This window comes from Streptacidiphilus sp. EB129, from assembly GCF_041262645.1.
Taxonomy (GTDB): Bacteria; Actinomycetota; Actinomycetes; order Streptomycetales; family Streptomycetaceae; genus Streptacidiphilus.
The window spans coordinates 14,632-28,014 of sequence record NZ_JBGCCS010000009.1; the positions used below are offsets into that span (position 1 = coordinate 14,632).

Below are 13,383 nucleotides of genomic sequence, written 5' to 3' on the forward strand. Positions count from 1 at the left end.
TAATCAGCTCCGGGCTCGGGCGATCGGCCCAAGCCCCTGCTGACATCTCCCCAGGACTGCGCATTCTTCACATAAGTGAGGTCCCATCAGTCCCAGGAGAGATACCCCATGCGTGTTACACGGTCACGCTCCAGAGCGGGCGCGGCAGCGCTCCTGACCATCCCGCTGCTGTTGGCCGGCCTCGTCGCCGGGGCCCCCGCCGGGGCCGAGTCCCAGGCCACCCGGGTGACGCTGCCCGGCGGCGTGCCGGACTGGGCGGGGTCCGCCGCCGACCGGGGTCCGGTCGCCGACAGCGCCGCGGTGACCGCGCACGTCTACCTCGCCGGCCGGGACCGGGCCGGGCTGGCCGCGCTCGCGCACGCGGTCTCCGATCCCAGGTCCTCCACCTACGGGCAGTACCTGACCGCCGGTCAGGTGCAGCAGCGGTTCGGGGTCACCGCACGGCAGCGTGCCGCCGTCCGCGCCTGGCTGACCGGGGCCGGCTTCCGGGTGACCACCGAGGACGCCCACGAGCTGACCGTCCTCGGTGACGCCAGGGCGGTCCGGCTCGCCTTCCGCACCGAGCTGCACGCCTACCGCCGCGGTGGCCGGGTGTACTCCGCCCCCGTCGTGCGGGCCTCCGTCCCGGCCTCGGTCGCCGCCGACGTGCTCGCGGTCACCGGCCTGGACAACGCTCCGCACCTGGTCCACCACGACGGCCTGCGCGCCGTCGGCGCCGCCGCCGTGCCCGACCGCACCGCGCCCGCCGACGACCCCGCCGGCCACGGCGCCCGGCGCGACATCCTGCCGGGGCCGGGCCCGGCCTACGTCAACTCGGGCCCCTTCTCCTCCTCCTTCGGCCAGCGCCCGGCCACCTCCCTCCCGCGCGCGTACGGACACACCCAGCCGTACGCGCTGGCCGGGTACACCGGGACGCAACTGCGCCGCGCCTACGGCGCCACGGCCGGCGGGCTGACCGGCACCGGGGTCACCATCGCGATCGTGGACGCCTACGACTCCCCGACCCTGGGCCAGGACGTCACCCGCTACGCCGCCGCGCACGGTGACGCCGCCTACCGCAAGGGCCAGCTGACCCGGGTCGACCCGGCCCAGTGGACGGACGTGGTCGACCCGAGCCCCGCCTTCCCGAACGGCTGCGGCGCCTCCGGCTGGTACGGCGAGCAGACGCTCGACATCGAGGCCGCGCACGCGATGGCGCCGGACGCCAACCTGGTCTATGTCGGGGCGGCCTCCTGCGGTGACGACGACCTGGTGGGGGCCCTGAACCGGATCGTCGACGGACACCTCGCGGACATCGTCAGCGACTCCTGGAGCTCGCTGGAGGGCGACACCGACTCCGCGACCGACGCCGTCTACAACCACGCGCTGATGGGCGGCGCGGCCGAGGGCATCGGCTTCTACTTCTCCAGCGGCGACCACGGCGACGACCTGGCCGCGACCGGGACCAAGCAGGTCGAGACGCCGGCCGCACTGCCCTGGGCGACCGCGGTCGGCGGCACCTCGCTGGCCACCGACGCGGACGGGACCTACCGGTTCGAGACCGGCTGGGGCACGGCGAAGGCGTTCCTGGCGATGAACGGGCGCAGCTGGAGCCAGCTCCCGGGCGGCTTCGACGCGGGCGGCGGCGGTGGCACCAGTCGGCGCTCGGCCGAGCCGGACTACCAGCAGCACGTGGTCCCGGCCGCGCTGGCCGGAATCTACGGCGGGCACCACCGGGTGGTCCCCGACGTCGCCGCCGTGGCCGACTCCGGCACCGGCTTCCTGGTCGGCCAGACCCAGACCTGGCCGGACAACACGGTGCGCTACGGCGAGTACCGGATCGGCGGCACCAGCCTGGCCGCGCCGGTGTTCGCGGGCATCCAGGCACTGGCCCAGCAAGCCTCCGGCAAGCCGTTGGGCTTCGCCAACCCCGCCCTCTACCAGCGCTACGGCACGGTGGCGTACCACCAGGTGACCGACCATCCGTTGGGCGCCGGCACCGAACTGGCCCAGGTCCGGGTGGACTACCGGAACGCCGTCGACGCCACCGGCGGGCTGAGCACCACGCTGCGGACCATGGGCCACGACTCCTCGCTGCACGCGACCGTCGGCTACAACGACGTGACCGGAGTCGGCACGCCCGCCGCGGGCTACCTGACCTCCTACCTGCCGACGCACTGAGCGGCGACGGCGGCGGGGGGGGGCCCCCCCCCCCGGGGCCCCCCCCCCCCCCCCCGCCGCGCCCCCCCCCCCCCCCCCCCGGGGGGGGGGGGGGGGGGGGGGCCCCGCGGGCCGCCCCCCCCCCCCCCCCGCCGTCCGGACCTGCCGGACCTGCCGGACCTGCCGTCCGGTGCCTTCCGGTTCCACCGTCCCGGGCCCCCGGGGGAGCGGGTCCGCCGGTCGGGCGACTCCTCCGCTCCGGGCGGAACGTGCGGGCGGCGGGGCGGGGCGCTGCGGTATCCTGTGCCCATGCGATCCGTGCGCCTGCTTCTTAGCCGGCCGCGCTGACACGTACCGGCGTCGAGCCGGAGTCAGCGTGGCGACCCCTCATGTGAGGGGTCTTTCTGTTTTTCCGGCACATCCATCCGTCGACCACACCTGTCGTCGGGGGAGTCGGTGGCCGGGACCCGGAGCAGCAGTCGGCAGCGAGCAACCCCTGATGGAGTCTGACAACGATGAGCGAGACCACACCCGAGGCGCCCGAGGCGTACCGCTACACCCCCGCGCTGGCGGCGCGGATCGAGAGTGACTGGCAGGACCGCTGGGAGCGTGAGCGCGTCTTCGACGCGCCCAACCCGGCGGGGACGCAGGCCGACGGCTCCGACGTCGCGGGACGCCCGCACGCCTTCATCATGGACATGTTCCCGTATCCCTCCGGGGCGGGTCTGCACGTAGGGCACCCGCTGGGCTTCATCGCCACCGACGTCTACGCCCGCTTCATGCGGATGACCGGCCACAACGTGCTGCACACGATGGGCTTCGACGCCTTCGGTCTGCCCGCGGAGCAGTACGCCGTGCAGACCGGCACCCACCCCCGGGTGTCGACCGAGGCCAACATCGCCAAGTACCGGGAGCAGCTGCGCAGTCTGGGTCTGGGCCATGACTCGCGCCGTTCGATCGCCACGATCGACCCGTCGTACTACAAGTGGACTCAGTGGATCTTCCTGCAGATCTTCAACTCCTGGTACGACCCGGAGGCCGAGGCCGCCCGTCCGATCACCGAGCTGGTGGCCCGGTTCGAGCGCGGTGACCAGGCCACCCCGGACGGCAGGGCCTGGTCCGCGCTGAGCCCGTCCGAGCGGGGCGAGGTGCTGAGCGACTACCGCCTGGCCTACATCAAGATGGCCCCGGTCAACTGGTGCCCCGGGCTGGGCACCGTGCTGGCCAACGAGGAGGTCACCGCGGACGGCCGCTCCGAGCGCGGCAACTTCCCGGTGTTCAAGTCCAACCTGCGCCAGTGGATGATGCGGATCACCGCGTACGGTGACCGGCTGATCGACGATCTGGACCTGCTGGACTGGCCGGACGCGATCAAGCTGCAGCAGCGCAACTGGATCGGCCGCAGCGAGGGCGCCAAGGTCGACTTCGCGGTGGACGGCGCCGCGATCACCGTCTTCACCACCCGGCCCGACACCCTGTTCGGCGCGACCTACATGGTGCTGGCGCCCGAGCACGACCTGGTCGACGGCGTCGTCCCGGCCGCCTGGCCGTCCGCGGACCTGCCCGCCGAGTGGACCGGCGGGTACGCCACCCCGGCCGAGGCGGTCGCCGCGTACCGCAAGCAGGCCGCGTCCAAGTCCGAGGTCGAGCGGCAGACCGAGGGCAAGAGCAAGACCGGCGTGTTCACCGGCGTCTACGCGGTCAACCCGGTCAGCGGCGAGCAGGTCCCGGTGTTCATCGCCGACTACGTGCTGATGGGCTACGGCACCGGCGCGATCATGGCCGTCCCGGCGCACGACCACCGCGACTTCGAGTTCGCCCGGGCCTTCCGGCTGCCGATGCGCTGCGTCGTCCAGCCCGCCGACGGCCGCGCCACCGACACCGCCGACTGGGACGACGCCTTCGTCTCCTACGACGCGGCCATCGTGAACTCCGCCAACGGCGAGGTCTCGCTGGACGGCCTGGGCGTGGTCGACGCGAAGAAGGCCATCACCGAGTGGCTGACCGCACGCGGCATCGGCGAGGGCACCGTCACCTTCAAGCTGCGCGACTGGCTGTTCAGCCGCCAGCGCTACTGGGGCGAGCCCTTCCCGATCGTCTACGACGAGGACGGCGTCGCGCACCCGCTGCCCGCCTCGATGCTGCCGGTCGAGCTGCCCGAGATCGACGACTACTCGCCGCGCACCTTCGACCCGGACGACGCCGACACCTCGCCGGAGACCCCGCTGTCCCGGCGCGAGGACTGGGTCACCGTCGAGCTGGACCTGGGCGACGGCGTCCGGACCTACCGCCGCGAGACCAACACCATGCCCAACTGGGCCGGCTCCTGCTGGTACGAGCTGCGCTACGTCGACCCCGACAACGACGCCGAGGTCGTCGACCCGGTCAACGAGGCCTACTGGATGGGCCCGGAGACCGGGAAGCCGGCCGGTGGCGCCGACCTGTACGTGGGCGGCGCCGAGCACGCGGTGCTGCACCTGCTGTACTCGCGGTTCTGGCACAAGGTGCTGTTCGACCTGGGCCACGTCAGCTCGAAGGAGCCGTTCCACAAGCTGTTCAACCAGGGCATGATCCAGGGTCAGGTCTACCGCGATGAGCGCGGCTTCCCGGTCCCGGCCGCCGAGGTCGAGGAGCGCGACGGCGCCTGGTTCTACGAGGGCCAGCAGGTCAGCCGGGAGATCGGCAAGATCGGCAAGTCGCTGAAGAACGTGGTCGCCCCCGAGGAGGTCACCGACGAGTACAGCGTGGACACCCTGCGCCTGTACGAGATGGCGATGGGCCCGCTGGACGTCTCGCGTCCCTGGGACACCCGCGCCGTCGTCGGTTCCTTCCGCTTCCTGCAGCGGCTGTGGCGCACCGTGGTGGACGAGGAGACCGGCGCCGTCGTCGTCACCGACGAGGAGCCGGACGAGGCGACGCTGCGCGCCCTGAACAAGGCCATCGACGGGATCCGCAAGGACCTGTCGGGACTGCGCTTCAACACCGCCGTCGCCAAGGCCACGGAGCTGAACAACTTCCTGGTCAAGCGGGGTTCGACGCCGCGGGTCGTGGCGGAGCAGGCGGTGCTGCTGGTCGCGCCGCTGGCCCCGCACATCGCCGAGGAGCTGTGGTCCAGGCTGGGCCACACCGGCTCGCTGGTGCACCAGTCGCTGCCCGAGGCCGACCCGGCGTACCTGATCGACGACACGGTGACCTGTGTCGTGCAGGTCAAGGGCAAGGTCAAGGCCCGGCTGGAGGTGCCGCCGGCGATCGCCGAGGACGAGCTGGAGGCGCTGGCGCTGGCGGCCCCCGCGGTGGTCGCGGCGATCGCGGGCGCGGAGGTCCGCAAGGTGATCGTCCGGGCGCCGAAGCTGGTGAACATCGTCGTCTGACCGGCGCGGGCACCCGTCCGCGGGCGCTCGTCGGTGGTTCGGGCGGGCCGCGGGTGGCGCCGAGCGGTGCCCGGGGCCGGGGAGGACCCTGAGGTTCCCCTGATCCAGCCCCTGCTCTGCCCCGGAACCGGGCCTGACCGTCCCTCCACGGGTCTACCGTGGGGGGACAGTCCCCGTCCCGGAGGAGTCCTGCCGTGGAGGCAATCGCCATCGTGCTCGGCCTGCTGGTCGTGCTGCTGGGCGGAGTCGCAGCGCTCACCGGCCTGGTGGTCGTCAAGACCAAGCGCGCGCTGACCCGGGCCGCGCCGCAGGCCCGCCGCGCGGCGGAGGACGTCGCCATCAAGGCCCGCTCGCTGACCAGGGGCGGTGCCCACGGCAAGGTCGCCGGGCTGCGTGGCCAGGTCCGCTCGGCGCTGGCAGCGTCGCGCCGGGTGCTGGAGTCGGGCGCGGGGGACGACCCGCAGCTGGTCGAGTCGCTGCGGCTGCTGGCCAGGCTCGACGGGCATGCGGACGAACTGGACGGCGAGCTGCGGCTGCTGGAGCGCGAGCCGGATCTGACCAGGGTGGAGGCCCGTCTCGCTGTCGCGCGCGAGCGCGCCGAGCGGATCGTGCACCTGGCGTCCTCGCTGCGCTGGGCCGCCCAGGACCGGATGCACCGGTTCGCCGACGACGACCTGCAGCGGCTCGGCGAGGAGTGCGAGGCGGAGGCGGGCGCGCTGCGGCACTGGGCCCCGGCCGGGGCGGTGCCGCAGGCCGAGGACGTCGCCGGACTGGACCCGGCTCGCGAGCGCTCCGGCGCCCTCGGGGCGCTGGGCGAACGGCTGCGCAAGCCCCGGCCCGGAGCCAGCGCCGGCTGACGGCCGCCGGCGACCGCCGTCGTCCTTCGGCCCCCGACCGTCGTCGTCCGTCGCCGCCCTCTGTTGTCCGTCGTTGTCCGGGGCGTCACCAGGGCTTTGTTCCCCTGTCCCTTCCTCTTGGGTGGGGGTAATCTCCCGGACATGCCCGTCGCCCTGGTCACCGACTCCACCGCCTACCTCTCCGACGAGGTGATCGCCCGGCACGGGGTCGACGTGGTGCCGCTGAGCGTGGTCCTCGGGGACGAGGTGCTCGCGGAGGGCGTCGAGGCGACCCCGGCGGTGGTGGTCGAGGCGCTGCAGCGGCGAGTCAAGATCACCACCTCCCGACCCAATCCGGAGGCCTTCGCCGCCGCGTACCGGGCCGCCGCCGAGCGCGGCGCGGACGCCGTGGTCTCGCTCCACCTCTCCGCCGAACTGTCCGGCACCTACGCGGCCGCGCTGATGGCGGCCGAGGCCGCGCCGCTGCCGGTACGGGTCGTCGACACCCGCATGATCGGCATGGCCCAGGGCTACTGCGTGCTCGCGGCGGCCGGGGCCGCGCAGGCGGGCGGTACGTTGGACGAGGTCGTTGCGGCCGCCGAGAAGCGGGCCGGGGCCACCACCGCGTTCTTCTACGTCGACACGCTGGAGTACCTGCGCCGGGGCGGACGGATCGGCGCGGCGCGCGCCATGCTCGGATCCGCGCTCGCGGTGAAGCCGTTGCTGCACCTGGCCGACGGCCGGATCCAGCCGCTGGAGAAGGTCCGCACCTCCAGCCGGGCCATCGCCCGGCTGGAGGAGATCGCGATCCAGCAGGCCGGCGCCGCGGAGGTGGACCTGGCGGTCCATCACCTGGCCGCCGAGGAGGGCGCGCGGATGCTCGCGGAGCGGCTTCGGGAGCGGATCCCGGGGCTGCGGGAGATGTACGTGGGCGAGGTCGGCGCGGTGATCGGGGCGCATGTCGGCCCGGGGCTTCTGGCCGTGGTCGTCTCACCCGTGTGAGTGACGGGTTTCTGCACAGTGGCAGGGTTATCCACAGGTCGTCAGTCGGGCCGCTGGGACGTGGGTGCCGCGGTCTAGCGTCCTCGGCATGAGAACCGCACTGACCGGCGCTCGCCGGGACACCGATGCCGACCTCGTCCGCCGCCGCATGGACGCACTGTTCGCAGTGCAGCCGTACGCCCAGCAGCCGCACGCCGCACAACCGCACCGCTCGCAGCCGTACGCCTCGTCGCTGTTCCCCACGCAGCCCTGCCGACCGCAGCCGTACCCGGCGCAGATGTCCCCGGAGCGGCCTTCTCCTGGTGCACAGCCGATTCCGCCGTCGTTCGCGCCGCCGATCGACTCGCCGTCGCCGTCGCCGTCGTTGTCACAGCGTCAGTGTTACGTCGCGGCGCGGCCCCCGACCGATCCTGCGCCGTACTCCGAGCCGCTCCCCGGTGCGGACGAGCCGCGCGCGCCCGTACCGCCACGGTCGGGCGGTGGACGACCGGCACGGTCGTTGCGAAACCTGTCCCTGCCGCTGGCGCTCCAGGAGCGGCTGGACCTGGACCGACGGGCCATGGTCGGCCTCTCGGTGCTGCTGCTCCTCGCCCTCGGCTACGGCGTCCAGCACTTCTGGTCGGGGCGGCCCGAGCCGCTTTCCGTCCCCGTCGCGGAGGGGACCGCGCCGCCGAGCCCCGGGTCCAAGCAGGGTTCTCCGTCCGGTACCCAATCCGGTTCCCAACCCGGCTCCCGACCAGGCTCTCCCGCCGTGCCGACGGCTGCCGGCGGCCCCGGGCTGGTGGTGGACGTGGCGGGCCGGGTGCGCGAGCCGGGGGTGCGGACGCTTCCGGCCGGGTCGCGGGTGCAGGACGCCCTGCGTGCCGCCGGGGGAGCGGTCCCCGGTACCGACCTGACCGGTATCAACCAGGCCCGGCTGCTCAACGACGGCGAGGAGATCGTCGTCGGTGCGCCACCGGGGGCGGCGGGCGCCCCGGCCGTCGCGTCCGGTCCGCTCAGCCTCAACGCGGCGACGGCCCAGCAACTCGACGCCCTGCCCGGCGTCGGTCCCGTCCTGGCCCAGCGCATCATCCAGTACCGGGACCAGCACGGCGGCTTCACCTCCCTCGACCAGCTCAAACAGGTGAGCGGCTTCGGTGAACGCCGCCTCCAGGACCTCCGCGCCCTGCTCCGCCCCTGAGAGAGGCCGCTCCCCATGCCCCCGCCCCCGCCCGAATCCCCGCCCCCGCCCGTCCCACCACCCACACCCGCGCTCGCGTCGCCGCCCGCGCTGCACCTGCTCCCGCCTGCGTCGCCACCCCCGCCCGCGTCGCCGCCCTCGCTCCCGCCTGCGTCGCCGCCCTTGCTGCACCCGCTCCCGCCCACAACGCCACCCGCGCTCGCGCCCCCGCCCGCGCTGCACCCGCTCCCGCCTGCGTCGCCGCCCTCGCTCCCGCCTGCGTCGCCACCCGCGCCGCCCTCGAAGGCACGGCATGCTCAGCCGCTGCCTCCGCCCGCCCGCACATCCGCGTCGGCACCGTCGGCGCCACCCTCACCGCGGCAGCCGCAGGACCTGCGGCTGGTCGGACCGGCGCTGGTGGCCTGGGGGACCTCGGCCACCCTGCTCGGCCTCGGCGGTCGCGCCCAGCCGTGGGTACTCGGCACCGCCCTGCTCTGCTTCCTCGCCGCTGCCGCCCTGCTGCGGCACGCGCGGCGGCCGCTCCGGAGATCCCTCGCCGGTCTGCTGCTCAGCGCCTGCGCGGCAGCGTCCGCGACCACCCTCGGCACCGCCGACCTGCGCCGGGGCCCGGTTCCGGACCTCGCCCGCCGGCAGGCCACCGTTCCGGTTGAACTGACCGTCACCCGGGATCCCCGTGAGGGGACATCCGCCTCCACCGCCTTCGTCGTGCTGCGGGCGACCATCGACCGCGTCGGCACGACCAGGACCAGAACGCCCGTGGTCGTGGTCGCGAGCGGTCCGGACGCCGCCCGCTGGCTGCCGCTGCTCCCGTCCACCCGGGTGGCCACCACCGCCCGGCTGGGACCCGCGCGGGCGGGCGACGACGTCGCCGCCGTGCTCTACGGCCGAGCGCCGCCGCAACTCCTCGCGCCGCCCGTGGTGTTGCAGCGCGCGGCCGGGGTGCTGCGCGCCGGGCTGCGCCGCGCCACCGACGGGCTCGCGCCGGACCCGCGCGCCCTGCTGCCGGGAGTGGTCGTCGGGGACACCAGCCGGATCCCGCCGGACCTGGACGAGGCCTTCCTGGCCACCGACCTCGCCCACATCACCGCGGTGTCGGGCGCCAACCTCAGCGTGGTGCTGGTCCTGCTGATCGGGGTGGCGGCCCGCTCGCGTACCCCCGAACGCGGTGGCATCGCGGCTCGGCTGGGGCTGCCGCTCCGGGTCACCGCGGTGGGCGGGGTGGCGGCGACCGTCGGCTTCGTCATCCTCTGCCGCCCGGACCCCAGCGTGCTGCGTGCCGCGGCCACCGGCCTGATCATGCTGCTGGCGCTGGCCACCGGACGCCGGGCACCGGCGTTGTCCGCCCTCGCGGGCGCCACGATGCTGCTGGTTCTCATCGACCCCTGGCTGTCCCGTTCCTACGGGTTCGCGCTCTCCGCCCTGGCCACGGGCGGGCTGCTGACCCTCGGTCCGCGCTGGACCGCCGGCCTGGTCCGGCGCGGCTGGCCGCGCCGACTCGCCGAGGCCGTCGCCTGCGCGGCGGCGGCCCAGGCGGTCTGCGGGCCGCTGCTGGTCCTCAAGGCGGCCCGGGTCAGCCTGGTCGCCATCCCCTGCAACCTGCTCGCGGAGATCGCGGTGGCCCCGGCCACCCTGCTCGGCTTCGCGGCCCTCGCCGCGGCGCCGTTCTCCCTGCCCGCCGCGGTCGTCATTGCCCGGCTGGCATCCGTCCCGGCCGCCTGGATCGCCTGGCTGGCCCGGCGTGCCGCCGATCTGCCCGGCGCCGAGGTGGGCTGGCCGGGTGGCTGGACCGGCGCGCTGCTGCTGACCGCGTCCACCTGTGCGGCGGTTGCCTGCCTGCCGGTGCTGCGACACCGCTGGGTGGTGATCCCGCTCTGCCTGGCGCTGCTCGCGCTACTGCTCCGACCGGCACCGCTCACGCGTATGGTCACCGGCTGGCCGCCGCCGCACTGGCGGGTGGTCGCCTGCGACGTGGGGCAGGGCGACGCCCTGGTGGTCTCGCCCGGCTCGGCCGCGGGGGCGGCCCTGGTCATCGACGCCGGACCCGACCCGCACAGCGTCGACCAGTGCCTGCGCCGGCTCGACGTCACCCGGGTCGCCCTGCTACTGCTCACCCATCTGCACGCCGACCACGTCGAGGGCGTGCCCGGCGTGCTGCACGACCGCGAGGTCGGCGCCATCGAGACCACCCCCGACGAGGAACCGGCCGGCGAGTGGGCGAAGGTGCGCCGATGGGCCGCGGCGGCGGACGTCCCACTGCTGCACTCCAGCCCCGGCGAACGCCGTACCCTCGGCGACCTGCACTGGCAGGTGCTCTGGCCCGACGGGCCGCTGGACCTGGGCACGCCGGGCCCGAACAACGCCAGCGTCACCCTGCTGCTGACCACCCCTCATCTGCGGATGGCCTTCCTCGGCGACCTGGAACCACCCGCCCAGTCCCGTCTGCTCGCCCACCTCTCCGGCTATCCGGCGCTGCGCCACCTGGACCTGCTCAAGGTCGCGCACCACGGATCGGCCAAGCAGGACGTCGAGTTGATCCGGGCCCTGGCGCCGCGCGTCGCCCTGATCTCCTGCGGGATCGACAACTCCTACGGCCACCCCGCCCCGTCCACCCTCGGTCTGCTGCACTCCCTCGGCACCACCGTGCTGCGTACCGACCAGCAGGGCGACCTCGCCGTGCTGGACGAGCCGGCCGGCACCGACGGTACCGAAGGCCTGGCCGTGGCCACCAGACCGCGCTGAGCGAGCTGACCGCAGCGGGTGATCAGCACCGGCATTGAAGGCTCATTGCTCACTATTGTTTGATTGAGTGGATCGATCTGCATTTCTAATCATGTTTGACCCTTGTTTATGCACTCCTGCGCATCTACTGTCTGACACGTCCACGCTGAACCGGTCTGCGCGCCGACCCGCGCGCCTGCTGCTCGTGCGCCCTGGCAGTCCCTCAACTGTTCTCTGCCGCAAGTCGAAAGGAACCACGATGTCCTTCGTCCGTGATCGGGGCAGGCCGCGCTCAAGGTCCGTCACCGCGGCGGCGTCCACCGTCGCGCTGGCACTGGTCCTGCTCGCCGGTGGCGCCGCCGCCGCACCGGCCGCCTCGGCCTCGACCACCGCCACCTCCGGGGACGGCGCGGCACTGGCGGTGACGCCGCCGATGGGCTGGAACGACTGGGCCCACTACCAGTGCGGCTACAACGAGGCCACGATCCTGCAGAACGCCCAGGCGCTGGTCTCCTCCGGCCTTGCCGCGAAGGGCTACACCACGGTCACCATCGACGACTGCTGGATGAAGACCGCGCGCGACTCCTCCGGCAACCTGGTGGCCGACCCGGGCCTGTTCCCGGACGGCATGGCCTACGTCGGCTCCTACCTGCACGCCAGGGGCCTGAAGTTCGGCATCTACGAGGACGCGGGGACCAGCACCTGCGGCGGTTACGCGGGCAGTTGGGACCACTGGACGCAGGACGCCGACCTCTTCGCGTCCTGGGGCGTCGACTACCTCAAGCTGGACGGCTGCAACCTGCCGAGTGTCAGCGGCCAGACCGAGGAGCAGACCTACCGGTCGGCGTACTCGCAGATGTCCCAGGCGCTGAAGAACTCGGGCCGGGACATCGTCTTCTCCGAGTCGGCCCCGGCCTACTTCGAGGGCACCACGGACTGGGACACCGTCCTCGGCTGGGTCGGGCAGTACGGCCAGCTGTGGCGCGAGGGTTCGGACATCCAGACGTACGACTCCTCGGCCCCGAATACCAGCCGCTGGAACAGCGTGCTGACCAACTACGGCTACAACAACCCGATCCACCGCTATGAGAGTCCGGGGAACTGGAACGACCCGGACTTCCTGATAGCCGGCGACTCCGGGCTGACGGCCGCCGAGTCGCAGAGCCAGATCTCGCTGTGGGCCACCATGGGCTCACCGATGATCATGAGTGACGATGTGAGCAGCCTGTCGGCCGCCTCGATCGCCGCCCTCGGCAACACCCGGGTGATCGCCGTCGACCAGGACCCGCTGGGCTCTCCCGGCTACGTGGTCTCCCAGAACGGCTCGGAGGACGTGCTGACCAGGCCGCTCGCCAACGGCGACCGCGCCGTCGCGATCCTGAACCGGAGCGGTTCCACGGTCACCGCCGGCACCACGACCGCCGCCGTCGGCTTCACCGGCGGCTCGGGCTGCAGCTACTCGGCCCAGGACCTCTGGACCGGGGCCACGTCCAGCACCACCGGCACCATCACCGCGCAGATCCCCGCGCACGGCACCGCCCTCTACCGGGTGACACCCAGCGCGGGCTGCGGCGGGACCGTCGATCGCGGCCAGGTCACCGGCGCGAACGGGCAGTGCGTCGACGACTCCGGCAGCGGCACCGCCAACGGCAACCCGATCATCCTCTGGGGCTGCACCGGCAACCCCAACCAGCAGTGGACGCTGCCCGGCGACGGCACCGTCCAGGTCCTCGGCAAGTGCCTGGACGTCCCCGGCGCGGCCACCGCGGCCGGCACCGCCGTCGACCTGAGCAGCTGTACCGGCTCGGCGGGCCAGCAGTGGAGCTACGCCCAGAACGGCAACCTGACCAACCCGCACTCCGGCGACTGCCTGGACGCCACCGGTGGCAGTGCCGCCGACGGCACCCGGCTGGAGATCTGGCCCTGCGGCACCAACCAGACCAACCAGACCTGGTCGCTGCCGCAGTAGTCGCCGCTGCAGTAGTCGCAGCGTCAGCAGCTGCCCGGAAGCCGCGCGGTCAGCAGGTGCAGTAGCCACCGGCACCACACCGGGCCGAGCCGTGCGGGGGCCCCCGCCCCCCCCCCCCCCCCCGCCCCCCCCCCCCGCGCACCCCCCCCCCCCCCCCCCCCCCCCCCC

General features: G+C 73.7%; 7 protein-coding genes. All 7 read left to right on the forward strand.

The window, feature by feature from the left end:
- The first annotated feature begins 108 nt into the window (after positions 1-108).
- Positions 109-2,160, forward strand: a complete 2,052-nt coding sequence (locus tag ABH925_RS13660; protein WP_370147753.1) for a protease pro-enzyme activation domain-containing protein — start codon at positions 109-111, stop codon at positions 2,158-2,160.
- Positions 2,161-2,654: 494 nt separating this feature from the next.
- Positions 2,655-5,510 (forward strand): leucine--tRNA ligase, encoded by a 2,856-nt coding sequence (leuS, locus tag ABH925_RS13665; RefSeq protein WP_370147754.1) that lies wholly within the window; start codon positions 2,655-2,657, stop codon positions 5,508-5,510.
- Between the two features lie 194 nt (positions 5,511-5,704).
- Positions 5,705-6,367, forward strand: coding sequence for a hypothetical protein (locus ABH925_RS13670; protein WP_370147755.1), 663 nt, complete (start codon positions 5,705-5,707; stop codon positions 6,365-6,367).
- A gap of 141 nt (positions 6,368-6,508) precedes the next feature.
- Entirely contained in the window at positions 6,509-7,348 is an 840-nt protein-coding gene (locus ABH925_RS13675) for a DegV family protein (RefSeq protein WP_370147756.1), read from the forward strand.
- An 88-nt stretch (positions 7,349-7,436) separates the two neighbouring features.
- Positions 7,437-8,528 carry a helix-hairpin-helix domain-containing protein gene (locus ABH925_RS13680; RefSeq protein ID WP_370147757.1) on the forward strand — a complete coding sequence of 364 codons (1,092 nt, stop codon included), beginning with the start codon at positions 7,437-7,439 and terminating at the stop codon, positions 8,526-8,528.
- A gap of 396 nt (positions 8,529-8,924) precedes the next feature.
- Entirely contained in the window at positions 8,925-11,267 is a 2,343-nt protein-coding gene (locus ABH925_RS13685) for a ComEC/Rec2 family competence protein (protein WP_370147758.1), read from the forward strand.
- 238 nt (positions 11,268-11,505) lie between these two features.
- A complete protein-coding gene (locus ABH925_RS13690) occupies positions 11,506-13,215 on the forward strand; it encodes a ricin-type beta-trefoil lectin domain protein (RefSeq protein ID WP_370147759.1) in 1,710 nt (569 codons plus the stop codon).
- Positions 13,216-13,383 lie beyond the last annotated feature (168 nt).

Coding starts and splice junctions, on each gene's coding strand:
- ABH925_RS13675 (WP_370147756.1), top strand. CDS start 6,509: ATGCCCGTCGCCCTGGTCACCGACTCCACCGCCTACCTCTCCGACGAG.
- ABH925_RS13690 (WP_370147759.1), top strand. CDS start 11,506: ATGTCCTTCGTCCGTGATCGGGGCAGGCCGCGCTCAAGGTCCGTCACC.
- leuS (WP_370147754.1), top strand. CDS start 2,655: ATGAGCGAGACCACACCCGAGGCGCCCGAGGCGTACCGCTACACCCCC.
- ABH925_RS13680 (WP_370147757.1), top strand. CDS start 7,437: ATGAGAACCGCACTGACCGGCGCTCGCCGGGACACCGATGCCGACCTC.
- ABH925_RS13660 (WP_370147753.1), top strand. CDS start 109: ATGCGTGTTACACGGTCACGCTCCAGAGCGGGCGCGGCAGCGCTCCTG.